Below are 24,808 nucleotides of genomic sequence, written 5' to 3'. Positions count from 1 at the left end.
GGTGAAGCTTTATCATGCTCGAGGCCCGGTTCCTGCAAATTCACTGGCTCACATCTTATCCGGCAACACTGCTCAACCGGGACGATAACGGCTTGGCCAAACGGCTGCCCTTCGGCGATGCGATGCGCACACGCGTGTCGTCGCAGTGTCTGAAGCGGCATTGGAGGACAGTAGACGATGAATGGGCGTTGCGGCGCATCGGACCTGATATGGCCGTTCGTTCAAGGGAAACGCCGGAGCGACGTATTCTTCCTGCTATGCAGCAGGCCAATGCCGGGACGGCCGACGTGATCGCCGCAACAATTACTGCAATGGCCGAACAGCTGTATGGCAGTAAGGCCGGTGAGCGGTCCAAACGCCAAGCCCTACTCCTCGGTGAGCCCGAGATTAGATACCTTTGCGCCAAAGCAATTGAGATTGGCAAAGCTGCTCACGAATCGAAAGCGGCCGAAGAGGCCGTAAAGAAACTATTCAAAACACAAAAGGGCAATCTCGCTGCGCTTCGCGAGCGCAGTGTTCTTGAAGCAGGGCTTGAGGCGGCCCTCTTCGGCCGCATGGTCACATCCGACCCCGAAGCTAACACAGATGCGGCGATTCACGTTGCCCACGCTTTTACCGTCCACAGTGAAGCATCCGAGAGTGATTATTTCACGGTGGTCGACGATCTGACGCATGAAGCCGGGGACGCCGGGACAGCCGGCCTATTTGATACAGAGCTGACGGCGGGGCTGTTCTACGGCTACGTCGTTGTCGATATCCCTCTACTAGTCTCGAATCTCGGAGATGACGCTGTACTTGGCGGCAAAGCCGTCGAACATCTAATTCACCTCATTGCCAAGGTTACGCCCGGCGCCAAAAAGGGCTCCACAGCACCATATAGTTACGCTGAGATGATGCTGCTTGAGGCTGGCCATCGACAACCGCGCACACTGGCAAATGCTTTTCGCAAGCCTGTGACGGCGCAATCGAGGACGGCGATTGCTGCGCTTTCAGATCACATCAAAAACGTCGACCAGACATACGGATTACACGAGACCCGGCGGCATCTCTCGATTGACAAGGCCCATTTGTCGGGGTCAACCCTCGTGCCGCTGAACGATCTTGCCGCGTTCGCTGGCGAGATAGTCGCTGCTACGCCAGTGAAGGCATGAGTCTTATGCTGGCATTTCTTATGCTGCGGCTCGAGGCGCCCTTGATGTCGTTCGGCTGCGAGGCGATTGACGCGAACGGTCCAACACGGGATTTTCCAGATGCTTCTTTGCTCACTGGCCTTCTCGCCAACGCGCTGGGCTATTCTCGCTATGAAACAGCGAAGCATCAGCGGCTGCAGGACCGGCTCGTCTTTGGTGTGCGTATCGATCGGCTCGGTCACGACTTGCGTGATTTTCAGACCGCCCAGCTCTCAAGAACAGATCAGAGCTGGACAACTCGAGGCAAACCGGAGGGACGCACTGGTGGCGAGAGAACGTACGATAGCCCCCACATCCGCCTTCGGCACTATCGCGCCGACGCGGCGTTGACACTGGCGGCGCGCCTTGTCCCCCCTGACGAGCCGCCCACGCTCGATGATCTCGCGATCGCGCTGGACCATCCCGCACGCTCACTATTCATCGGCAGGAAGCCCTGCCTACCATCTGCTCCGTTGCTTATAGGAATTCGCAAAGGGAACACTTGTGTGGCAGCACTCCAGGCAATGCACCCAGCCGAAGGTGCCTTAGACCGATGCCGTTTCATGATCCCGCGGCGTGAGGCCGATGCACTTAGCGCAAGCAGCATTATCCATCTTACAGGCCGCAGAGATTGGATCGCCGGTATCCACGCTGGAGAGGAAACCGTGGCGATATTGACGCTCCCGACTCAAGCGACAGATGGAGCCGACACATGAGAGCCCTTTCTATGGTTCGGCTTGATCCTGATATTGGGCGCGCAATGGAGTGGGGAGCGCGTGAAAAGCTCCTGAAACCTGGCGGCGATGATGGTTATCTGTGGCACGTGCTGCTCGTGGCTGCCTTCGGCCATCTCGCACCGAAGCCGTTCCGCTTAATTGAACCGAACGGCCAGCGCCCTCCGTATCTTTTGGGCTATGCGCATGCGACAGAAGAAGGATTGCATCGACATGTGGCCGCATTTTGTGACCCCGCCATCGCTTCCGCGCTCGGAGTGTCTTCGCTCGCTGTAAAGGTCATGCCTGACTCCTTCGTCGCCGGGCGGCGGCTCGGGTTCGAACTGCGCGTGCGTCCCGTGGTTCGTCAGACGAAAGACGGCGACAGAAATCGAAAGCGCGAAATCGACGTGTTTCTGCACCAGACGCGTGCACGTCCGGATGCCGACAAGCCCTCGCGTGTGGCCGTTTACGCCGATTGGTTGGCCGCTCATTTAGCAAAGGGCGGCGCAGCCCTCGACACGATGCGCATCATTTGGCTCCGCCGCTCGGCCATCACGCGCCGCGACCGCGAGCGCGAACTCAGGGTTCACGGTGAAAAAGGCGGAGGCCCCGATGCCTGCTTTGGAGGCGCGTTGACGGTGACCGATCCGATCGCGTTCAATGCGCTACTCGCTAGGGGCGTGGGGCGGCACCGTGCCTTCGGCTTCGGCATGCTCCTCTTGAAACCGCTGCCGCGATGACGCTATGTTGCTTAGCCGTCAGGATCTTGAAGGAGCAAAACTGCTGGACGCCGATCGACGTGGCGGTCTATGTGGACCGTCGACTCCTTTCGGTTGAGGAGGGCGCGTTGACATTGGCCTGCGTAAGAACACATCCCCAGTCAAACGTTCTCACTGATGCTGCCCGGTTCGGCCCACAATCCCATGAACTAGTGAACCGGAACGGTTCGATTCATCCCGTTGTTTAACATCGTGAGCAATTTCAAATCTCCAACGCCTAGAGGTTTCCCCGCACGGGTGGGGATGGTCCCGGTGCATATGCGAACGGACAACTCAATGGCAAGCTCCCCCGCACGCGCGGGGATCGTCCCGAAGGATCACCTTGGCTCCCTAACCCTATCACCTTTTTCATCGGTTCAATCTAACGCCGCTCGGTTCATGGTCCTAGAGCCACGAAAAAGAAGAGCCGCAGACAGCTCGTCTCGGCCTTGGCAACGCATCTCGGCGAACGAAAGCGGCGCTGCACAATGAACGTTCCCCTGTTCAGCGTCACGAAGTGTCAACCGAGGCCGTAAAGCCAAGCTCACCACATGGGGGCCGACGAGCCTCACGCATGACGACATTCAGCCGCGAGTTCGGATTGAAGGAGAGTTGCTGTGTTCAATGATGCATCCAGGGGCAGATCTCCAAATGCGATTTGACAAAGCAGGTAGTTTGCACCGGCCGCATCCAGCTGGTTGAGAAGCGTCTGCCGCACCGAAGAAGCCGTGCCTGCGACGCACAGTTCACTTTCGAGTGCTGCATCAAAGGTCAGCGGAAGGTTTGGCGGAGTGGAGATGGCGTTGCGATCGTAAAGGAACTTAAAGCTCTTGAGCCACTTTTCGTACGCACGCGCCCCAAGTGAATAAGCATCCGCGTCAGACTGCGCTGCAACGACCATGCGGAGCAAACCAAGAAATGGTGCCTGATCATCCGCCCGGCCGTTCGCTCGATGTGCACGGTAAGCATCAGTTACTTTTCGGACAGCGGAGGAAGGCCCGAGGCTGGCGATGTTTGCGCCGGCCTTAGCGGCCCATGCCGCCCCCTCGGGTTGATTCGTGGCGATCCATGTCGGCGGATGCGGGCGCTGACGGGGTCCCAGCGTCAAGGGAACGTCGTTCAACTGGTAGTGCTGGCCCTGGTAGGAGAGCGGTCCGCCTCGCATCGCTTCGACCAGGATTTCGCTGGCTTCCGCGTACCGGCTCGGCACCATATCGGCGCTCACTCCGAAATAGCCCAATTCAATTGGGAGAGTGCCGCGTCCGATGCCGAGCTCCAGGCGACCGCCGCTCAAATGATCGAGCATGCAGGCATCTTCAAAGGCGCGCAGCGGATGATGAAGACTAAGGAGCGTTACGAGCGGGCCCACACGCAGATTGGTGGTACGCTGCGCGACGCTGGACAAGAACAGATTTGGAGAAGGACTCCTACCATGCGGAGTACAGTGGTGCTCCGCCAAATGATAAGCGTAAAAGCCAAGCCGATCGCACGCCTCGGCTAATCGCAGCCGATCCTCGTATTGCTGAGCGACATCCGAACCGTTCTCGTCCAGGTGATCGAATATGCCGACTACCGGCCTTGCATAAGAGCTGCTTCTCACTCAGTTACCTCCCTTCATTAATGCTGGATAGAAGTGGGCTTGGTCTCATGTTTGGGATACTGAGACGTCGCTGACGGCGGACAAGAACGCCTCCATCTGCACCTTTGTGCCGATCGAAATGCGTATGTAGTTCTCAAGACCCTCCTCGGGGAAAAAGGCCACGAGAACATTTCGCTCCTGCAAAGCGGTTTGCCACCATGCGCCGTCGTGTCCCGGGGGCACACGGGCCAACACGAAATTCGCTTCGGACGGCAGGACCGCAAATCGATGCGCCGACAGCGCGCGTGCAACTCGCTCTCTCTCGCGCACAATATGCCGATGGTTCTCAGCATACGCATCACGATGAGCAAGAATACTTAAGCCAACCGCCTGACTGATCACGTTCATGCTGAAGAGAGACTGCATGGTGCGAAGCCTGCCAACAAGCTCGGGATGACCGAAGCCGAAACCGACGCGAACGCCCGCGACGCCATAACTTTTCGAGAACGTCCGCAGCAACAGAAGATTCGGATAGCGATTGACAAGACGCAGCCCACTATCAGGCGCAAAATCGACATAGGCTTCATCAAGAACAATCAGTCGGTCCGATTGCGCGACGAGTCTTTCGATATCCGCGATCGGAACGAATGTCCCAGTCGGGTTATTTGGATTGGCTAGCACGATGAACTTGGCAATTCCCGCGCGGCCAAAAAGCAGCCGGCTGATCGGCAACGAATTGTTTTCAATCCAGCCAATTTCCAGAAAATGCGCATCCTGCAACATCGCGAGCTTGCGGTTGAACGAGAAGCCGGGCGACAACATCGCGACTGTGTCGCCTGGAGCAAGAAAGGCCTTATAGATGAGCCCCAGAAGTTCCGACGAGCCATTGCCGGCAATCACCTGATCGGGAGAGAAGCCGTATGCGCAGGCAGCTGCTTCTCTCAGGGTGATGTTGTCGTTCTCCGGATACAGATGGTGCCGCTCAAGGGCCGCCATCGCACTTTCCTTCACGATCGCAGGTAAAGGGAATGGATTCTCGTTCATATCGAGTTTGACGCAATTTCCATTCGCCGACGGTCGGGAGGAATGCGGAACATCCAACTGTCTTGCCACATGGGAAAGCGACGAAAGCACGCTTAGCATCCTTGCGTCCGACATGTGGTCTCTCCATCCGAGGGCATGAGTTCTGAGCATAGTAATGGTCCGATCAGTGGGGATCACTTTGGTCTATTGGGCGGATGACTTTCGGCTCTGGTGCGCCGGCCGTACCCCAAAGAGGGGGCACACGAGACTTCACCCAGCTGACTTGTAGAGACCATTCCTAACCGTTGCATGACTATCATAAAATAACCATAGATTGTGCCAGCTCTCTTGAACGCTTTTGCAAAACCGGGGAGGTTCGATCGATGTGCACTCTCCGGAGATCAAGCGAGAACATCCAACCAGCATTTGTTCAACTCCAGCGCAGACCTCTGTCGGCTGAACGGTCTCATCGACCCTTACCACGAGAGGATCGGCGCAGATCTGGGGCACTGTCGTGATCGAGCCACGCGATGTTCGAGCGCGGCATTCGAGCGGGACTGGTCTCTTCCGGTGAAACGTGAGCCGTATCGTTATTGAGCAGGCACACACATGTCCGCTGCCGCAGCTGACGAAGGATCGAGCGTCTGCCACTGGGGCAAAGCGAATGTTTTCCATTGCAGGCATTCACAATCCTCGGGCGTCATTGAGGCTCGACGCCTCCCAATTTTGGTAGTGTACAACTTGACCTTGGGTACGGTTCAAGAGGCGAGCACCGCGAAAGATTACGCCTCACTTGCTCCTGCAAAACTGGCGTGGTGAGCGCGGAGATCCGGTGTGAATCAAGAATCGGCATCCCGACCGAAAGTGCGCAGGAGAGTCCGGCAGTGTGGGCTTGCGACCTTCAAAATTCGTGAGATTGCCGCCTTCAAAATCGCGCGACTGAAGAAAAACTCAAAAAGCGCCGCGCAAGAGCGTGCTCGCCGACGGCCACGATAGAAGTCCTTGCGGCAGGATTGTTGTATCAGCGACAAAAGCCAACCGGGCGCAGGTGTCGCTCGCGTGAACGGGTCGGGATCGGAGAGTGACCGAAGGTCGCATGTCAGATTCGAGGAGGCGACAGGTTGGTGACGATGTGGAAGTTCTGTTTCATCTCACGCTCGCGGGCGAGGATTGGACGACCCAGCGAGATTTGTCGAGCGAGAGGCGAACATTTTGTTCGCAACCGCGCCGACGCCTGGTCATGTCACGTCGCAAAGGAAACGGGCGTCAGCAATAACCCGTCTAAACGTTGGGCTGCCCGATACACAGCAGCAGCATGAATGAAGGTAGCAAGGTTCGCTCGCGATGATAGCGTCATAACGCACGCCGCTTGGGTGTTCGGACGGCGCGAGCGTAAAGCCCATCACGCTCACGCTGCCGGTTGGAGACCCATGCACTCACGGCGAAGACCACCCCGAAAACGAAGAAAAACAGCGAAAGGAAAAAGAAAAACCACATCGCAAGTGACACCCAGGTTGCCAAGGAGCTGATCTCGTGAGAGCGGCGCGCGGCGCCGAGGTCTGAGACAATCCCTACAACTTGACGCAACGTGCGGTTCAAGCCTTTCAGGCAGACAGTTAGACGCACCTGCAGAAGCGGTCTCTTTCAGTCCGGCACGCGACTTGCTCTATTCTCGGCAGCATCACTACTCCCCCTCGGTGATGTAGGGGCGGATTCGGCGTCGCTCTAAACGGCATCGAGTCCGCCCCGTCTATCCTGCGGCCGGTAACGCGACAATTTGAAACCGGATGTTCGTCGACTGCGGCGTCAAGTCACAGCCTTGAGCTACCTCCCAACAAGATCAAGACGAGATGAAGCCATTGTTCTTGATGCCAATGAAGAGCTCGATCTCGCGTAAAGTCTGTGGCGTGAATGGCGGGCGCCTCTGCCGGCCGCCACGCGTCAATCCTGCCGGCATCTTACATTCGACGAAGGTCTCTTGCGCATTCGCCGCGACGGCCTGCGCCATCAACTGGCGAGCAATCCCGCGCATCATAGCGATCGCGGTCTCGGCCTGGCTGTTGGTGCGTGCGGGCCCGAACGGCCCTAGACCTGCGCAAGCCAGCGCTCCGCCGAGCGCAGCAGTCATCAATCCCGCTCCTGATGATCTCGAGGCGGAGTACAGATCCGTTAACGCTCGCTCATTCCCAGCCGGCCATTGTCACGTGACTGACTTGGAGTTCGGAAATGTCGTGTTGGGCTCAAGCTACGCAGGCATTGTTTTCATGTTCGGCTGCGCTGGCACTCTCGTGTCGAGCGAGATTAAGGAGGGCATCAAGTTTCACGTATTCGCGTGGAATGACGGACAAGTCCTAGCCCTATTCGCAAACGGAATGCTCTTGATCGTTTCACAGTCCACCTCATGACGAGAGATCCGAGGCTTCTGTGATGTTGCGAACGCGTATGCTCTTGCGCTTGGCATCACATCCTCAAGCATGCGGGCCCAATCGTCAGATGCACGACACAGAAAACGCGTCAATTTTTGCGCGCTTTGAGACAGTCGAAAATATTCTTCGCCACGAACCTTTCAAGCCTTGGGAAGTTTAATGACACGTTGCCGAGAGACCGGAGCAAGAGACGATCCAGCTCGGAAGGCGCATCATCTATTCAATCGGACACAATTGACGACCTCCACACGCGCTTCGTGTCCGACATCAGACAGGCGGCTTGCTTCAACAGCACCGATGTTGTCGTGAAGACGACATTGAGAGCTCGCAAAGTGGAAGCCAATCAGCATCCCACCCGCTGGCCTGGATCATGCACACCACAGACGGCGTGAAAGAGACGGCAACAACGTCGTGCCTATTGAGGGACGGCGCGCGCTGTGTTCGTGAGGTGATATGCGATCTGGATTTCTCTTTTGTGGAGCTGCAGGAAGTGCGCTTGTTGTAAGTGGTGCCGTTAGCTCAGCCGATCTCGGGCCCGCAGTGAAGGTGATACCGGCACCGTGGAGCTGGACAGGAGGATATGTCGGCGGCCATGTCGGCGGGGGTTATGGCCAGACATCGTTTAGTGATCCCTATGGTCCATCGATTTACGGCGACGTCGTCGGCACTCCTGCATTCCTGGCGGGAGGCCAGATCGGCTCTAGTTGGCAGAAGGACCGTTGGGTTCTTGGCCTTGAATTGGCTGCGAGTGACACCGTCTCGGACGGTACAAACACCTGTCTTGCCGTCTCCGGCATTGTCGTGAGCGCAAACTGCAAGGCAGGCCCGGACTTCTTCGTCACCGGGACTGGCCGGCTCGGCTATGCGTTTGGCTCGCAGGGGCATACGCTCGCCTATCTCAAGGGGGGCGCGGCCTGGCAACACAATAGTGGCGATGTCGTCAACGGCAACGAATTTCGTAGCGAGATCTACCCATATGGATTGGCGCCGCAGAATGGAGTCCGTTTCGACTATGGCCGTGTCGGAAGCGTATTCGGGGCGGGTATCGAGCAGGCGCTGACGCCCGCCTGGTCGGTCAATCTGGAATATGATTATCTGAGGTTCGGCGGACCGCGTGTGGTCACCCCTCCGACGCTACAATATCCACCCTTGGCTGCGATTCCACCCAGTGCCACTCGCCTGGCCAGCAGCTATCACATCGGCAAGATTGGTCTGAACTACCATTTCGGCGCCGATCCGCGAACGCCTGGGTGGTCCGATACGCCGCTCTCCACGACAAGGCCGATCTTTGGGGCGCGCCCGACTACCTTCGATGCCGGCTGGTCGCTGGAAAGCGGCACACGACTCTGGTTGAGCCGAGGACGATTTCAATGGGAAAATGGTCCGCCCTATCTTGTGTCAAGGCTCACCTATCACAAGCTAGACGGGATTTCCGGTGAGTTGTTCGAGCGCGTCGACAGCCCTTGGGGGATCTTCCTGAAGGGCAATATCGGATTCGGGCGCTTTAACAGCGGACAGGAGAATGACGAATATTGGGGCTTGATGCCCAATTTCCTGGCCTATACGAACACGAGTTCGGGTGTGAACGGCAAGTTCACGTATTACACGGCCGATGCCGGCTACGACTTCTTGCGGGGAAGCACCTACCGGCTCGGAGCATTTATCGGCTGGGCCTATTACGGCCAGAAGTCTGACTTGAAAGGATGCGTTACCATCGCCTCGCTTCGATGTCTGGCGCCGGGTGACGAAAGGACAACTGGCAGTCAAGACACCGACTGGAATGCGCTGCGTATCGGCTTCAGTGCTGAGACGATGTTGCTCGATCGCTGGCGCGTGAGTGCCGATGTTGCTTACTTGCCGTGGACGGACTTCCAGGGGCGCGACAACCATCTGCTGCGCGATTTGACGACCTACATAGATCATCGCGGGAGCGGTGGCGGTGGGGTGCAAATCGAAGGCGCTCTATCCTACCTCATTACGCGCAATTTCAGCGTCGGCATCGGCGGCCGTTATTGGGCAATGTGGAGTCCGAGAGACAGTGAGCAATTCCCGACCCAAGCCAAACAGCAGTACACCTCTCCTGTTACTTCCGGGCCTTATCCTGCGAACTATCGGATGGAAAGATGGGGTATGTTCCTGCAGGGCTCCTACAGGTTTGATTGAGACTGCTCGCTCGCGCCAAATGCCGAGCCTTGGAACGCCGCGACCATACACCAAGCGGATCCTCCAGTTGGAGCCGGAGGATCCGCTGGAAACAGAGCTGCAAGCTTTGAGACCTGTCGCTGGAGAACGATGCTGATGCGAGCGGACACCTGCAAGCATCGCGCTTGGCGAGGCTCTCGGAATTTGGCTCGCGACGGTCAATTCGAAGGTCGAATCGGCCAATTGGACTCTTGCTTTTCATCGGCCCGGCGAGCGGTCGGTTCACTTGCCCAGAAAATCCAAAAACTGCTCCACCTTGAAAAATGGTCGCGGTCGGGCGCTGCCGCTGTAGGCGACGCGATCACCGTCAGGTTGGAGCGATCGCCCCTTGGATTTTCGAAATCGTCCCGGCAGGAATGTCGCGGCTACGGCACGCTTCGGGAAACTGCCGTCGGCGGGCCGCGATTTTATTTGCCGCAGCCTTCAACTCACGCTCCTTTTCGAAGACCCATTCGAGCGTGTCGGATCTCGTCGGTAGCTGCTGGAGCACGTCTGCATCGATCGGCCCACCGCGAGAATATCTTTGCACGAACTGCCACGCAGAACGGGCCGTACACTTTTGTCTGGCTGCACAAGCGTGCCCCTTCCACGCGGGACGCCATCCTCGTCCACCCCCAATGGGATGTCATTCAGCCTCGTGTCCGCGCACGAGATTCTGAAATCTCGGTTTGCGCTTCATCGATCTTGCTGGCTGCACTCAACGCGGCGCGCATAGATGGCCGCAATACGGGACGGTAGTCCGCGATTTTGGCCGATGCCATGCTGACCATGGCTCTGCTTCCGAAGGTTGGTAAAGCGCGAGGACCAACAAAGCCTTGCTAAACGGAAGTCCGATGGTTCCATTCGGCCCCTCTGCTCTTGATCGGATGTCGCGGGGCAACCGTATGAGCTATCCCTATTCTGCCTTTAGATCTTGCTACGCCGCTGCAATCTCTACGCTGCCATCTTGCAAGTTCAATACGACCGTTTGTGCGCCAGCATCGATCAACGCCTTCAGATCATGAGCCCACGGCAGGACGACGCCGAAATCGTCGTCTCCTGCCAGCTCGCGCGACCTGGCACGCCAGTCGGGATCCAGAAACGGGTCGCAGCCCTTCGCGTAGGCGACAAAGGAGCGCTCGCCGATAAGAATATCGCGAGGCTGTCCATTCGACATCAAATAGACCCCGTGATCGTACGCAAGCAGGACAGCGGGGGCGCTCACCGGCTGTTTCACCAATAAGCCGGTCTTGAGATCGCGGACGGTCTTGAGCGCCTGCGTTTCTGCGGCCAGGGAATGATCAACCACGCGACGAACATCGGCGGCGTTAAAGATCAAGCTTCGCATGCTGTGTGGCCTCAGATCGCCGATGCATAAGCCCGCGATCGACGGCAGCAATGGCAAGATAATGCTGACGTCGCTTATCTCGAGCAAGGCAGCAGAGATAAGCACGGATTGTCGGGATGCGCGACCGAGTCAAATGGGCCATTGCATTTACTCCGGCCGAGGAAGCCATCAGCTTGTTGGCCCAGCCTTCATTGCAATACGGTCCAGCAAAAATCAACACCCCCGCTGCTGAGCCGGTTATGCCCCTCTCCTCTCGGGATCGGAAGCGAATTCTCTCGTGCACAGCTCCTCGCGGAAGCTCGACTGCCGATGTATGAAGGCTCCAGATCTTGCGAGGTTTCTCGTGCCGCAGGCTCTGGAGATACGCGCAGATTTATGCCTCTACTTATTTTAAGTAGATATTTTGACGTCCGTTCTACTGGAAGTGTTCATTGCCAAGTGTTGCAAAAACTGTCTTCGCCCGACTGTAGCAGGCGCCCAATCCAGTCTGCAATCATTTGGACACCTCTGGTGCTTGTTACCTCGTCGATGGCCGCTCCCTCCAAAGCGCAACAGACTGGGAGTCTGGTGGACCTTGGCCTCACGCGTTCGCTTGGTTCGGACGGCCACTATTTTGCGCTCTTTCTCGATGACGACACCCCGCCCCGCGATGACAGCCGCCAAGGCGCACGCCCACGCAGAGCCGGTGATACCGACGATCTTGTCGCGAGACGCTTGTGCGGCGAAGCTTTTCTCGGATGTCACGGGGCGCACCGTCGATCGGACGAAGCTCGAGCGTCACTTGGAACGACCTAACTTGTGGCGACTTTTGTTTGGATTCCATGGCATTGCAGTGATGAAGACCATAGGCATAGTCGCGATAGCGATCGTCCTTCTGCTGATCGGCTTCGTGCTGGGGCAGAGCTACTCTCTTGAGACACTGCAGAAACTTCTTGATACGCCAGCTTCGACGGTGGCCCTCCTTGCTGCACTTTTCGCGTTTGTCAGTGGCGTCGGCGGTCCGCTAGCCTCTTATTTGATAGGTTCGAGGCAAGCCGACATATCAGCTCTTCAAGCGCGCGCATCGACGATTTCAGCCGATGCCGCGAATGTCACGGCTCTAAATGCCGGAAGTCGCGAATTGGCCAGGGTTCGGCTGATCTGGCTTCAGGCGCTGCGGGATAACTTATCCGAGTATCACTCCATATTAATGAGTGCGGAAGATCCTCATGACGGGCTGAGCCCGGAGGATCGAAAGGCCCTCAAAGACAATGGGAGTCGGACGAACGCAGGTTGTCCTATCTCGGAACCCAGCTCGACCTTCTGTTAAACCAGGAGAAACCTCTTCAGCAGAAGCTTTGGACAATCAGCGACGAGATCCTGAATCTAAAGGGGAAAGACGAGCGTCAAGCCAGAGATGGAGATCTGGTAGCCGCGGCGCGTGAAGTCATTGACTTTAAGTGGGAGAAGATCAAAGACGAAATGCGCGGCACGTCGCCGCCGTTGCGGTCCTACTGATTGTGCGCGGCTAGCCCCCCTGCGTCGTTGCCACACCCAGGCTGTTGTACGCATTCGCCGAAGGGAGCAGAAACGTATCATCATTCAGGAACCCGCCCACGAGATCCTTTCGGATGCGGGAGCCGGGCCGAACCCGGTTTTTAGGCATAGAGGCCGCCGGGCAAGCTTCTTGAGCGTGCCGCTCAATCCCCAGAGATGCCGATCTAGACCTCGACCGGAATCACTTGGTCAAGCCGTTCACCAGCAACGCCTGGCTCTACCGTCCATTTGCTGAACGAGCTGGCCTTCGTCGCATCAAATAACAGCTTACGGTATCCATTCCCGGCGAGGTGCGCCCCAGCGGGCAAGTGCGCTGTTTTCCAGGAAGTAGCGTCCCTACGACTGCGCAGCCTGCCGCTAAGCGCTATTCCCAGCCCAGCGCACCTCCATTTTGATACTCGATGACGCGCGTCTCGAAGAAGTTCTTCTCCTTCTTGAGGTCCATCGCCTCCGACATCCAGGGAAAGGGGTTTTCAGTTTCTGCGAAGACGGCTGCCAATCCGATCTGCGCACAGCGGCGATTGGCGATGAAGTGCATATATTGTTCGCACAGACCGGCGTTGAGCCCGAGAAATCCGCGCGGCATGGTATCGCGCCCATAGGCGGTCTCGAGTTCGGCAGCTTCCCGGATCATGCCGCGAACCTCCTCCTGGAACGCTGGCGTCCAAAAATGCGGATTCTCGATCTTGATCTGGTTGATTACGTCGATGCCGAAGTTCAGGTGAATGCTTTCGTCGCGCAGGATGTATTGATATTGCTCGGCGATGCCCACCATCTTGTTGCGCCGGCCGAGCGACAGGATCTGCGCGAAGCCGGTGTAGAACCACATTCCCTCGAAGACCACATAGAACGCGACGAGATCTCGCAGGAAAGCCTGTCCCCCTTCCGGCATTCCCGTTTGGAAAGATGGATCGTCCAAATGCTGCGTGTGCCTGAGCGCCCACGCCGCCTTGTCGGTGATTGAGGGCACCTCACGATACATGTTGAACAGCTCGCCCTCATCAAGGCCAAGGCTTTCGACGATGTATTGGAAGGTATGCGTGTGGACGGCCTCCTCGAAAGCTTGACGCAACAGATACTGCCGGCACTCCGGGTTTGTGAGGCGCCGGTAAATCGCCAGCACGATGTTGTTGGCGACGAGCGATTCCGAGGCGGCGAAGAAGCCGAGATTGCGCTTGATCGCGCGCCGCTCGTCCTCCGTGAGGCCGTCGCGCGACTTCCACAGCGCGATGTCGGCCTGCATCGAGACCTCGGTCGGCATCCAGTGATTGTTGCAGGCAGCGAGGTATTTCTCCCAGGCCCATTTGTATTTGAGCGGGAGAAGCTGGTTGACGTCGGCACGGCAGTTGATCATCCGCTTCTCGTCGACCGAGACCCGGCCGCCGGTGCGGTCGATGGTGCCGAGCCCGGTCGGGTCAACCGGTTCTAGCTTGAGCCGGGTTGCCGGACGCGGCGCGGTGACAAGGGCGGGTGCCGAGGCAACCGAAGCGGCCGCCGTTTCGGTATCAGACCAATCGAGCATGTCGTCCTCCTTACTGGCAGGCTTCGCATTCCGGATCCTCGATCCGGCATGCCTTGGTGCCGTCGAACTCGGGAGCCGTTGCGGAAGGGATGTCGATCGGGGCATGGGCAACCACTGCCGCTGCCGACACGGCGTTGAGCTTGCCGTCCGTGCCCTTGAGCGTCGATTTCTCGACATGCGTGGCGCTGCGCGAACGCAAATAGTAGGTCGTCTTGAGGCCGCGCCGCCAAGCCAGCCGGTAGAGCGCGTCGAGCTTCTTGCCCGAGGGACTGGCGATGTAGAGGTTGAGCGACTGCGACTGGTCGATCCATTTCTGCCGGCGGGCCGCCGCCTCGATCAACCAGGCGCTGTCAATCTCGAAAGCGGTTGCATAGAGCGCCTTGAGATCGTCGGGCACCCGATCGATCTGGTCGAGACTGCCGTCGAAATATTTGAGATCGGATACCATGACCTCGTCCCACAGCCCGCGCGTCTTGAGATCGCGGACCAGGAATTCATTCACGACCGTGAAGTCGCCGGACATGTTCGATTTGACGAACAGGTTCTGGTAGCTTGGCTCGATCGACTGCGACACGCCACAGATATTGGAGATCGTTGCCGTTGGCGCAATCGCCATAACGTTCGAATTGCGCATGCCGCGTGCGACCACCTTCTGCCGCAGGCCGTTCCAGTCAAGCCTGGAGGAGCGGTCGAGATCGAGCCCGCCGCGGGCGTCAGCGAGGAGCTGGATGGAGTCGATCGGCAGAATTCCTTGCGACCATAACGAGCCTTCGAAGCTGGCATAGCGGCCTCGCTCCGTCGCGAGATCGGATGAGGCCTCAATCGCATGGAAGGAGATGGCTTCCATGCTGACGTCGGCGAAGGTCACCGCCGCTTCCGATGCGATCGCGATGCCCTGGACATGCAATGCCTCCTGGAAGCCCATCAGGCCGAGACCGACCGGTCGGTGCCGCATGTTGGAGCGGCGCGCCTCCGGGATGGTATAGAAGTTGAGGTCGATCACGTTGTCGAGCATCCGCATCGCGGTCCTGACCGTCCGCTTCAGCTTGGCGTGATCGATGCCCTCTCGTCCCACATGAGCAAGTAGATTGATCGAACCGAGATTGCAAACGGCAACTTCATCCGCTGCGGTGTTGAGCGTGATTTCGGTGCAAAGATTTGAAGAGTGGATCACGCCGGCGTGTCGTTGCGGGGAGCGGAGATTGCAGGGATCCTTGAAGGTGATCCAGGGATGACCGGTCTCGAACAGCATCGTCAGCATGCGCCGCCAAAGGTCGGTTGCGCGGACGGTCTTGAAGATCCGCATCTTGCCGGCCTTGGCCTTGGCCTCATAGTCTTCATAGATGGTCTTGAACGCTTCTCCGTACAGATCGTGCAGGTCGGGCGCCTCGTCTGGAGAGAACAGAGTCCATTCGCCGTCGGCGTCGACCCGCTGCATGAACAGGTCCGGGACCCAGTTCGCGGTATTCATATCGTGGGTGCGGCGGCGATCATCGCCTGTGTTCTTGCGCAGGTCGAGGAACTCCTCGATGTCCACGTGCCATGTCTCAAGATAGGCGCAGACCGCGCCTTTGCGCTTGCCGCCCTGATTGACTGCGATCGCCGTATCGTTGGCGACCTTGAGGAACGGCACCACGCCCTGGCTTTCGCCGTTGGTACCCTTGATGTGCGCGCCCAGGCCCCGCACCGGGGTCCAGTCGTTGCCAAGGCCCCCCGAATATTTTGCGAGCAGCGCGTTGTCCTTGATCGACTTGAAGATGCCGTCGAGCTCGTCGGTCACCGTTGTCAGGAAGCAAGATGAAAGCTGCGGACGCGGCGTGCCTGAATTGAACAGTGTCGGCGTCGACGCCATGAAGTCGAAAGATGACAGGAGATCGTAAAACGCGATCGCCTTGGTCTCGCGGTCGACCTCGCGGAGCGCAAGCCCCATAGCTACCCGCATGAAGAACGCTTGCGGCAGCTCGATACGGTTGCCGGAGACGTGAAGAAGGTAACGGTCGTAAAGCGTCTGCAGGCCCAGGAACTGGAATTGCAGATCGCGCTCCGGCTTCAGGGCCGCTGAGATTCTGTTGAGGTCGAACCGGGTCAGCTCGGGATCGAGCAGTTCGGCGGCGATGCCGGTCTTGATGTAGACCGGGAAGTAGTCTGCGTAGCGACTGCCCATATCGGCCTGGCTCGCATCCGTCGGCTGCCGATGCACATAGGTGAGAACTTCACCGCGCAGCTTGTCCAGCAGCAGACGCGCGCTGACATAGGCGTAGTTGGGCTCTTGCTCCACCAGGGAGCGTGCCGCCATGATCGGTGCAAGCGCAAGCTCGTTGCGGCTGATGCCATCATATATGTTGCGTGTGGTCTCGACGAGCACAGCCGCAGGATCGGTCGCGTCTAATCCATTGCAGGCCTCCGCGATCACAGCGGTGAGGCGGGCCATATCGACCGGCACGTTGCTGCCGTCGTCGCGGAGCATGTGGAGCGAAGGCTGGCTCGAGATGGCCTTCGGAGCCGCAGCCTCGGCTTCGGCGCGCTTGCGGGCCCGTTCCTCCCGGTAGAGCACGTAGGCGCGCGCGACCTTGTGATTCTCGCGGCGCATCAGCGCGAGTTCGACCTGGTCCTGCACATCCTCGATGTGAAACGTGCGCCCCTCCCCGGCTCGGCGCGTCAGCGCAGCTACGACATCAGCCGTCAATTGCTCGACGCTCTCATGCACGCGGCGCGAGGCGACTGCTGTGTTGCCTTCCACGGCGAGAAACGCTTTCGTCATCGCAACCGCGATCTTGGTGGAATCGAATGGCGTTACCTTGCCGTTGCGACGGATGATCTGCATGGCGGGCTCGCTTGGGGTCGCCACGAGCGAGTCCGGACGTAACTGGATGATTGGAGCGGAAGCGATTTCCGCGTCGTGGAGGTTCAAAGACATCAAAGGTCCCCGTGATGCATGTTGCGATCGAACGGGGCAAAGGAGGGCGCCGCAGAAACGCCGGCAGACATGTGCCGGACGGTGCATGCAAGCGACCGCCGGGACACCCCGCCCGTGGACGTTCAGGTCGTCGCGGCAGGTCTCCTGGCTCGCAGGTCGTCGCATGCTTCCCGCCTTCCCGAGGCCCTTATGACCTCAGTGACGATGTTCGGAAGCAGCTCGCTGCTGACAGTTGCGGGGGCAGCGCCGGAATTCCGCGTCGAAACGCAGTTCACCGGCTTCCCTCTTAGCCACTAAATCTTGCGAAGCAGTGGAACCGTGACCTCTATATCTAGTGACATTCGCTCGAAAGTGTCAACGGCCGATTGGCGCGCGAGCGACGATTTTCTGTGGGAGGGCATCGCCGCCGCTTCCGGCGGAACGACGCCATTCGGAAATCTGGTCCGACTGGTTGGCGAGTTGGCAGATGACCTCCGGCGCATACACGAACACGCCAACTTGCTTCCTGCCCTGGCTGAAAAAGGCGCGCCCCACCGGTGGTATCCTGCCCTGCTTGGTCCAGCAACGAAGCTCTGCCGGAGTGACGGATAGAATCTCCTCGACCATTTTCGTCGTGAGCGGTTCCTGTTGGAGCCGCTGCAGTCTCTGCTCGGCGATGGCGCAAACGTCCGTGACTTCGGCCGCCTCCGGAAAGATAATCGAGATGCCACACGGAACCTCGCTCACCACGCATTTGAGTTTCTGGCGGAAAGTCGACTTGACCAGCCGAATGGCGATGCCGGCCCTTTGCCTGCTGCCGCACGTCAGATTCTTAGCGGGAGAAAATCTGACCGCTCGCGTCGTTACGACGCAGGACAAGTCAAGATGCTGAGACGTGATCGTGTTCATACTCGACCTATGGCGCAAAGGAAAGCGGCAGCGGCGAAGGATAGCCAACAGAGAACATCGTGTTACTGACGGTTCGGACGTTTGCACACCTACCAATTTGGGCCGATTGAGTTTCGAAATCGCACAGTTGAGGACGAGTAGCGTTACGCCGCCACCAAACTGTCGGACGTCTCCACTGTCCAGATCGCCGTTCAGACGCGCACATGTGAGAGGTTGACGGCGCGGCCGTCTTGCAGATAATCGAAAGCGTCGAGGTTCTCCGGATCCCGCTTGATCCGGAGCTAAGAGGGAAGCCGGTGCGATGCCGGCGCTGCCCCCGCAACTGTAAGCGGCGAGCCGCTGTCCAACTCAAGTCACTGAAGCCCATACAGCTTCGGGAAGGCCGGACGGCGACATTGACCCGCGAGCCAGGAGACCTGCCCCGACGGAATATTCGTCCACGGGCGGGGTGTCCCGGTGGTACGCGAGGCAGCCGTCGCTCGCGCGACTTTCCCTGCATGCGTCCGCCACGGCCTCTGCCCCCTACTACGGGGTTGAAGCTATGTCTCTGTCTCTTCCTGTTGCAACTCTCGGCACACCGCGTATCGGTCCACGACGCGAGCTGAAATTCGCGCTCGAGGACTTTTGGTCTGGCGTATCGGACGAACCCTCGCTGATCGAGGCCGGCATGGCGCTGCGCGCTGCGAATTGGGCGCGGCAGAAAAGGCTCGGCGTCACCGTGATTCCTTCAAACGACTTTTCGTTCTACGACCAGATGCTCGACACGTCAGTTATGGTCGGGGCCATTCCCGACGTCTATGGCTGGAAAAACGGCCCGGTGCCGCTTGCAACCTATTTTGCCATGGCGCGCGGCGCGGACGGTGACACAACTGAAGCGTCATGCGGGCATGCGCACCACGGGCATGGCGTAGCGGCGCAGGAGATGACGAAATGGTTTGACACCAACTACCACTACATGGTCCCGGAGCTGGGCCGCGATCAGCAATTCAGCCTCGCCTCACGCAAACCGATTGAGGAATACGAAGAGGCAAAGTCGCTCGGCTATCAGACGCGGCCGGTATTGATCGGACCCGTCACATTCCTCAAGCTCGCCAAGAGCAAGGAACCGGACTTCGAACCGCTCTCGCTGCTGGAGCGGTTGCTCCCGGTCTATGTCGATGTCCTTCGCGAACTTGCCAAGCGGGGCGCGGACTGGGTCCAGATCGACGAACCCTACCTTGTGCTCGATCTCGACGCTGCTGCTCAGGCCGCGCTCCGCTCCGCCTACGCCGAGATCGCAAAATCGGTGCCGCAGATCAAGATCATGCTAGCGAGCTATTTCGGCGCGCTCGGCAGCAACCGCGATACTGCCTTCGGGCTTCCTGTCGCGGGCCTGCACTTCGATCTCGTCCGCGCGCCAGAGCAATTTTCAGATCTCGCCGCCCTGCCCCGCAATCACGTGATCTCGCTCGGCGTGATCGACGGGCGTAACATCTGGCGTGCGGATCTTAATCGCGTTCTCGATCGGCTCGAACCCGTGATCGCCGCGCTAGGGCGGGATCGCGTGCAGATCGCGCCATCCTGCTCCCTCCTGCATGTGCCGATCGATCTTGGCCTGGAAGAAAAGCTCGATCCCGAGATCAAGAGCTGGCTCGCCTTCGCCGTCCAAAAAATCGAGGAATTGGCAACACTGGGAGCAGCGCTCTCAGGCGGCCGGCAGTCGTGCGGTGCGGCTCTGAAGGAATCTGACGTTGCCGCCGCCGCACGTATGGGTTCATCCCGCATTCGTGATGCCAAGGTGGCGCAGCGCATCGCCGCAATCGATGCGACCCAGCGTCGCCGCAACAGCCCGTTCGCGAAGCGTGCAGAGGCACAACACCAGCGTTTCAATTTGCCGGCGTTTCCTACGACAACCATTGGCTCGTTCCCGCAGACGACGGCGGTCCGGAATGCGCGCGCGGCACACACCCGTGGAACGCTCAGCAACGCCGCCTACAAGACGTTCCTCCAGAACGAGACCGCTCGCGCGATCCGCTGGCAGGAGAACATCGGCCTCGACGTGCTGGTGCATGGTGAGTTCGAGCGCAACGACATGGTGCAGTATTTCGGCGAGCAGTTTTCCGGTTTCGCCTTCACCAGCCACGGCTGGGTGCAGTCCTATGGTTCGCGCTACGTGCGGCCGCCAATCCTGTTTGGCGATGTCTCGCGACCCAAGCCAATGACGGTCGAGTGGTGGCAATACGCGCAATCGCTCACGGGAAAGCCCATGAAGGCGATGCTGACCGGGCCGGTGACCATCCTGAACTGGTCCTTCGTCCGCGACGATATTCCTCGAAGCGAGGCATGCCGCCAAATCGCGCTCGCCATCCGAGACGAGGTTCACGATCTCGAAGCTGCGGGAGCAGGCATGATCCAGATCGACGAGGCGGCGCTTCGCGAGGGACTGCCTCTTCGCAAGTCAGAATGGAAGATCTATCTCGATTGGGCCGTGGACAGCTTCCGCATCTGCTCGTCGGGCGTTCGCGACGAGACGCAGATCCACACCCACATGTGCTACTCCGAGTTCAACGACATCATCGATGCGATCGGCGCCATGGATGCTGACGTCATTTCCATCGAGACATCCCGCTCGAAAATGGAATTGCTCGATGCGTTCAGGATCTACAAATATCCTAACGAAATCGGACCGGGTGTCTACGATATCCATTCGCCGCGTGTGCCGGACGTATTGGAGATGAAAAATCTGCTCACCCTGGCAAGGGAACGGATTTCAGACTCCCAGCTCTGGATCAATCCTGATTGTGGCCTGAAGACGCGACGCTGGGAGGAGGTGCGTCCCGCTCTCGTTAACATGGTCGCAGCCGCACGCGAGCTGCGTGCTGTGCCTTGAACACGGGGAGTGCCGAGGCATCATCGGGACCAGTCCCCTCCATCACAATCGCTTCGGGGACTTGCCCTTCCAGGTGTATTCTCCCCGCAGAGGCTCAGGCCCCGCCGAACCGGAACGATGCACGACCCGCACGCTGTTGGCTCGATAGTTGATGCGCTGCGACAGGCGCATGGCGATGCCGCGGCGCGGCTAATGCTGCAAGACGGGATGACCCTTGAGGCGCTGATCGACGCGCTGGTGCGTCTGCCCTTGAGCAACCGTGATTCAATAAGGCTGATGATTGCGGCGCTGGAGTCTGGCGACTTCGATGTTGCGCCGGACTTCGCCGCCCGTCCGTCGCACCTCAAATTCATCTACGACCCGCCCCGATCAATGCGGGTGGTCGACATCGTCATGTTGACCGAGCATCACACTTATTCCAGTGCCGAAATTTGGCTGCGTCTACGGCCATGAAAAGCCACGGCCTTTATGGACGAGCGGACTTGCTGCGTTTTGAGGCACTCATGCACCAAACGAGCAGCGCGCCCGTTTCGCCTTCTTGCCTTTACTGGGAGGGGGTGCAATGCATCGCAGCACGGTCTATGCTAGAATGACCGCAAATTTCAAAGGTAGACACATGTCATATGCCTATAAGCTGAATGAGGACGTTCAGCACCTGCCCCAAGGGCCACAAGGTCGAGCCGAAACTAATCAACCAATGATTTATACCATCGTTCAATGTATGCCCATTGAGGCCGACGGTCGTCTTAGATATCGCATCAGGAGCAAAACAGGGAATATTGAGCGAGTAGTTACGGAAGATCAGCTTTCCTACTCTCAGTGATTTTGCAAGCTCGCCGGACCTGCCCGCGAAACGGTCTCATCATAGCGAATGGTGACTCGATCGAAGGGCTGACGGACGCGCGCTGTGTCCGCCAGCATCCAGCTTACCCAATGCCCGTTCCAGAAGGTGACTTCAACCGCAGCCGATCTTGCGTCTGCATTGGGCCCCGGAAATGATGGATTTCCCTGACTGGCGTATTGCCGGGCCGGTGGTCTCGGGCCTCGCGACTGCTGGCTTCTACCATGCGAAAGACACGCTCAGGCCGGCCGTGGCGCTCGCGCCACTGAAAGCCCTCGAACGGCGGCCACCCGGTCGCTCAAGATCTTGCAGACTTCAGGGTTCTTGCGCTTAGCCGGCCAACGACGTTCGACAAGTCAGCCCTTGAGCTCTATCGCGAGCGCGTCCGGAAGATCGACATCGCCTTCGCGGTCGCGCAGTTTTAACTCTCGATTCTTGGCTACAGATACCAATCATCAGGATCGCGTCATGGCGTAGAAGCTTCTCAATAGCGAGGCTATCAGGCCGCGAGCTATCGCGGGGTAGACCGCAGCGTGGCCGATGCCATCTGGCGAAGATCGACGAGCGGTCGGACATGCATGACTCGCTCTCCATGCAGTGCTTGCAGGCGTGCGCCAGAGACGCATCGCGCCACTCAAAATCGCACCCGCAGGAGCGTGAGCATAGCGACGGCGCAGCCGGCACGCGGGACCGAGTGCAGCGACGTGACCGGTCAATTGTGGCACCCGGGACAGGGGCAGTGATAGTCGACGCCGAAGGCGGGCCCCTTTCCCGAGTGCCCCCGGCGAGGAGCACCTTATCTCTTTGCGCGAAGGATCGTCACCCGAAGGGCCGAGACCTTGGGCTCGGGAACGTCCGCGTAAGCGGGCGGCGTAGAGCCTGACCGGCACAGCCGAGCGCGCCCTTTTTACCGCGCGATCCGCGTGCCGCGTAACGCGCTCAGAACAGAACGGATAAAGCGTGCGCATCACCCGGGAGTATCCCTGGCCAGGACGAAAACATTTCCACCGGACCGACAGCCATGATTGCTTTTATTCCGAAACGAAGCTTGTGTCTGAGGTCGACCTGATCTACGCGCTCCCAGCCGGTAAAATCGGCGGCTAATCCCCACCTCCCGATCGATATAAAATTCTTATCTAGGCGCCAAGTTTGATAACTATAATTATCAACTTTGACTTTTGAGCCTTTTGCTGATATATTTTCATTATCAAATTCCCGTCGCGATTAGGATATTATATCGTGTCCTACCAGAGTGAGGAACTCATTCGAGAGGTTCAAGGTCAGCGGATCAGGGCCGCAATGAGCCAGCGGGCTCTGGCGGTCCGCTCCGGGCTTACCCAGGCGCACATCTCCCAAATCGAAACCGGACGTCTCGAACCCGGCCTATCGAGCTTCATCCAGATGGCGCGAGCGCTCGACCTTGAGGTCGTACTTGTACCAAAGAAGCTTCTCCCCGCTGTAGAGGGCATGCTTCGTTCGACCACTCCCGAATTCCTTGCAGAAGAAGGGCAGTCCGCTCTTTTTGCCAAGGGCGAACGCCTGCTCGCGAAATTGAAGAAGCTGCAGGGCGGTTCAGCCGCGCTCGACCGTATCGCCGAATACTTCCGTTTTCTCAAACAGGTCCGCCTCTCAAAGGACGACGTCGCTCTCGTCGAGGACTCGATAAAAATTCTGCGTCACATTCGAGCTGATCCCCAACTAAGAGCCGAGCTCGATAACATCGCCGGCTTGCTGCAAGTGGTCCGCAACCGGATTGCTCACCCCACAGAAGCACCGCGTCCAGCCTACGCATTGGACGAGGATCACGATGCCTGACGTATCGGTCTTGGACGTTCACCTGTATGGCAGCCCGATCGCGACCCTGACGCTCGTGCAAGGGGACCGGACGCTGCTTGCTTTCAACCAGAGCTACGTCGACGACGACAACCGCCCCACGTTAAGCCTTTCTTTCAAGGATCAGTTCGGAAAACTCCTTACCGCCTTTAGGCCCTATCAAACTGTCCTTCCGCCCTTCTTTTCCAATCTGTTGCCAGAAGGACCATTGCGCCGATATCTGGCAGAGCGTGCGGGCGTAAAGCAAACGCACGAATTCTTCCTGCTCTGGATGCTCGGCCGGGACCTCCCCGGCGCGCTTTCTGTCCATCCGGCCCAAGCGGAGGGATTACCTCCCCAAGTCGAAGAAGATCTCACTGCCGACGAACGGCACAACATGCTGCGCTTTTCGCTAGCTGGTGTGCAGCTGAAATTCTCAGCCCTGAAGGATGATCAAAAGAACGGTGGACTGACGATCCCAGTCGAAGGCGTCGGCGGCTCGTGGGTCGTCAAGCTGCCCTCTCATCAGTATCCGGGCGTGCCTGAGAACGAATATTCGATGATGACGATCGCTAAAGCCATGGGCATGGACGTGCCCGAACTCCAATTGATCAATGTCGACGCGATCAAAGGCCTGCCTGACGGTATTGGCGAGCTCAAAGGACAGGCTCTTGCGGTGAGAAGGTTTGACCGGACAGACGATGGTCCGATCCAGATGGAAGATTTCGCGCAAGTGTTCGCAGTGGCGCCCGACGAGAAGTACGACCACGCAAGCTATAGAAATATCGCCCGCGTGCTCGGCATCGAAACGGGCGATGCCGGCGTTGCCGAATTCATCCGGAGGCTCGTTTTCAGCACCTTGATTGGCAATACCGACATGCACCTCAAAAACTGGTCTCTCATCTACCCGGACCGGCGGACGCCGATCTTGTCCCCCGCCTACGATTTGCTTTCGACTATCCCATATATCGCGGACGATAAAATGGCGCTGAACTATTCGCGCACAAAGAAGATGATTGAGTTTTCTACGGACGAGCTCAAGCACCTCGCCGCAAAAGCCAGGCTTACCGAGAAACTCGTCCTGGACACCGCATCAGAAACGGTCGCGAACTTCAAAGAGATATGGTCGAAGGAGAAGTCAACTCTTCCGCTGGCTAGAAAGGTTGTCGATATCGTCGACGCTCATGCCGCAACCATCCCAATCTACAGCGGGCTGTAGCATG

General features: G+C 58.5%; 17 protein-coding genes and 2 riboswitches. Of the genes, 10 read left to right on the top strand and 7 right to left on the bottom strand.

Features of this window, described 5'->3' with window-relative positions; all coding sequences use genetic code 11:
- Positions 1–14: 14 nt before the first annotated feature.
- From cas7e to cas6e, 3 genes are read left to right on the top strand one after another with little or no spacing between them, the layout of a single operon-like run.
- The gene (gene cas7e / locus AXW67_RS03185) at positions 15–1,151 is read left to right on the top strand and encodes a type I-E CRISPR-associated protein Cas7/Cse4/CasC (RefSeq protein WP_063676576.1); all 1,137 of its coding nucleotides are present in this window, start codon (positions 15–17) and stop codon (positions 1,149–1,151) included.
- 5 nt (positions 1,152–1,156) lie between these two features.
- Positions 1,157–1,885: a type I-E CRISPR-associated protein Cas5/CasD gene (gene cas5e, locus AXW67_RS03180; protein ID WP_063676591.1), complete on the top strand. Its 729-nt coding sequence runs from the start codon at positions 1,157–1,159 to the stop codon at positions 1,883–1,885.
- On the top strand, positions 1,882–2,625 hold the full coding sequence (gene cas6e / locus AXW67_RS03175) for a type I-E CRISPR-associated protein Cas6/Cse3/CasE (protein ID WP_063676575.1): 744 nt from the start codon (positions 1,882–1,884) through the stop codon (positions 2,623–2,625). Before cas5e ends, cas6e begins: the two co-directional genes overlap by 4 nt.
- A 586-nt stretch (positions 2,626–3,211) precedes the next feature.
- On the opposite strand, the gene AXW67_RS40130 is transcribed toward cas6e, so the two are convergent.
- The 3 genes from AXW67_RS40130 to AXW67_RS03160 all read right to left on the bottom strand — a co-directional run bounded on the left by AXW67_RS40130 (position 3,212) and on the right by AXW67_RS03160 (position 7,373).
- Positions 3,212–4,243 carry an LLM class flavin-dependent oxidoreductase gene (locus AXW67_RS40130; RefSeq protein ID WP_082907739.1) on the bottom strand — a complete coding sequence of 344 codons (1,032 nt, stop codon included), beginning with the start codon at positions 4,241–4,243 and terminating at the stop codon, positions 3,212–3,214.
- Positions 4,244–4,288: 45 nt separating this feature from the next.
- Complete coding sequence (gene hisC, locus AXW67_RS03165) at positions 4,289–5,380, bottom strand: histidinol-phosphate transaminase (protein WP_063676573.1); 1,092 nt, start codon at positions 5,378–5,380, stop codon at positions 4,289–4,291.
- A 1,705-nt stretch (positions 5,381–7,085) separates the two neighbouring features.
- Entirely contained in the window at positions 7,086–7,373 is a 288-nt protein-coding gene (locus AXW67_RS03160; protein ID WP_063676571.1) for a hypothetical protein, read from the bottom strand.
- A gap of 838 nt (positions 7,374–8,211) precedes the next feature.
- Between AXW67_RS03160 and AXW67_RS03150 the strand changes: the two genes are divergently transcribed.
- Positions 8,212–9,834, top strand: a complete 1,623-nt coding sequence (locus AXW67_RS03150) for an outer membrane beta-barrel protein (RefSeq protein ID WP_245315394.1) — start codon at positions 8,212–8,214, stop codon at positions 9,832–9,834.
- 955 nt (positions 9,835–10,789) lie between these two features.
- On the opposite strand, the gene AXW67_RS03145 is transcribed toward AXW67_RS03150, so the two are convergent.
- Positions 10,790–11,305 (bottom strand): DUF3085 domain-containing protein, encoded by a 516-nt coding sequence (locus AXW67_RS03145; protein WP_201723626.1) that lies wholly within the window; start codon positions 11,303–11,305, stop codon positions 10,790–10,792.
- Positions 11,306–11,849: 544 nt separating this feature from the next.
- Between AXW67_RS03145 and AXW67_RS03140 the strand changes: the two genes are divergently transcribed.
- Both AXW67_RS03140 and AXW67_RS03135 read left to right on the top strand, forming a co-directional pair.
- The gene (locus AXW67_RS03140; protein WP_063676564.1) at positions 11,850–12,509 is read left to right on the top strand and encodes a hypothetical protein; all 660 of its coding nucleotides are present in this window, start codon (positions 11,850–11,852) and stop codon (positions 12,507–12,509) included.
- Entirely contained in the window at positions 12,473–12,697 is a 225-nt protein-coding gene (locus AXW67_RS03135) for a hypothetical protein (RefSeq protein WP_063676562.1), read from the top strand. Before AXW67_RS03140 ends, AXW67_RS03135 begins: the two co-directional genes overlap by 37 nt.
- A gap of 403 nt (positions 12,698–13,100) precedes the next feature.
- Here AXW67_RS03135 and AXW67_RS03130 read toward each other — a convergent pair whose 3' ends face one another.
- The 3 genes from AXW67_RS03130 to AXW67_RS03120 all read right to left on the bottom strand — a co-directional run bounded on the left by AXW67_RS03130 (position 13,101) and on the right by AXW67_RS03120 (position 18,063).
- Positions 13,101–14,258 (bottom strand): ribonucleotide-diphosphate reductase subunit beta, encoded by a 1,158-nt coding sequence (locus AXW67_RS03130; RefSeq protein ID WP_082907738.1) that lies wholly within the window; start codon positions 14,256–14,258, stop codon positions 13,101–13,103.
- A gap of 10 nt (positions 14,259–14,268) precedes the next feature.
- Positions 14,269–17,175 carry a ribonucleoside-diphosphate reductase subunit alpha gene (locus AXW67_RS03125; RefSeq protein ID WP_063676560.1) on the bottom strand — a complete coding sequence of 969 codons (2,907 nt, stop codon included), beginning with the start codon at positions 17,173–17,175 and terminating at the stop codon, positions 14,269–14,271.
- Positions 17,176–17,292: 117 nt separating this feature from the next.
- Positions 17,293–17,511: riboswitch (cobalamin riboswitch) on the bottom strand.
- A gap of 18 nt (positions 17,512–17,529) precedes the next feature.
- On the bottom strand, positions 17,530–18,063 hold the full coding sequence (locus AXW67_RS03120; protein ID WP_063676558.1) for a MerR family transcriptional regulator: 534 nt from the start codon (positions 18,061–18,063) through the stop codon (positions 17,530–17,532).
- 235 nt (positions 18,064–18,298) lie between these two features.
- Positions 18,299–18,501: riboswitch (cobalamin riboswitch) on the top strand.
- Between the two features lie 103 nt (positions 18,502–18,604).
- Here AXW67_RS03120 and metE point away from each other — a divergent pair.
- The 4 genes from metE to AXW67_RS03100 all read left to right on the top strand — a co-directional run bounded on the left by metE (position 18,605) and on the right by AXW67_RS03100 (position 24,804).
- Positions 18,605–20,932: a 5-methyltetrahydropteroyltriglutamate--homocysteine S-methyltransferase gene (metE, locus tag AXW67_RS03115; RefSeq protein ID WP_063676557.1), complete on the top strand. Its 2,328-nt coding sequence runs from the start codon at positions 18,605–18,607 to the stop codon at positions 20,930–20,932.
- 117 nt (positions 20,933–21,049) lie between these two features.
- Positions 21,050–21,385, top strand: a complete 336-nt coding sequence (locus AXW67_RS03110) for a hypothetical protein (protein ID WP_063676551.1) — start codon at positions 21,050–21,052, stop codon at positions 21,383–21,385.
- 1,687 nt (positions 21,386–23,072) lie between these two features.
- Positions 23,073–23,588 carry a helix-turn-helix domain-containing protein gene (locus AXW67_RS03105; RefSeq protein WP_430648697.1) on the top strand — a complete coding sequence of 172 codons (516 nt, stop codon included), beginning with the start codon at positions 23,073–23,075 and terminating at the stop codon, positions 23,586–23,588.
- Positions 23,581–24,804 carry a type II toxin-antitoxin system HipA family toxin gene (locus AXW67_RS03100; RefSeq protein ID WP_063676547.1) on the top strand — a complete coding sequence of 408 codons (1,224 nt, stop codon included), beginning with the start codon at positions 23,581–23,583 and terminating at the stop codon, positions 24,802–24,804. The genes AXW67_RS03105 and AXW67_RS03100 overlap by 8 nt, the downstream gene beginning before the upstream one ends.
- Positions 24,805–24,808: the final 4 nt, after the last annotated feature.

Origin of the sequence: Bradyrhizobium neotropicale (assembly GCF_001641695.1) — a bacterium.
Taxonomy (GTDB): Bacteria; Pseudomonadota; Alphaproteobacteria; order Rhizobiales; family Xanthobacteraceae; genus Bradyrhizobium; species Bradyrhizobium neotropicale.
This window is presented reverse-complemented; position numbering and strand designations above follow the sequence as displayed.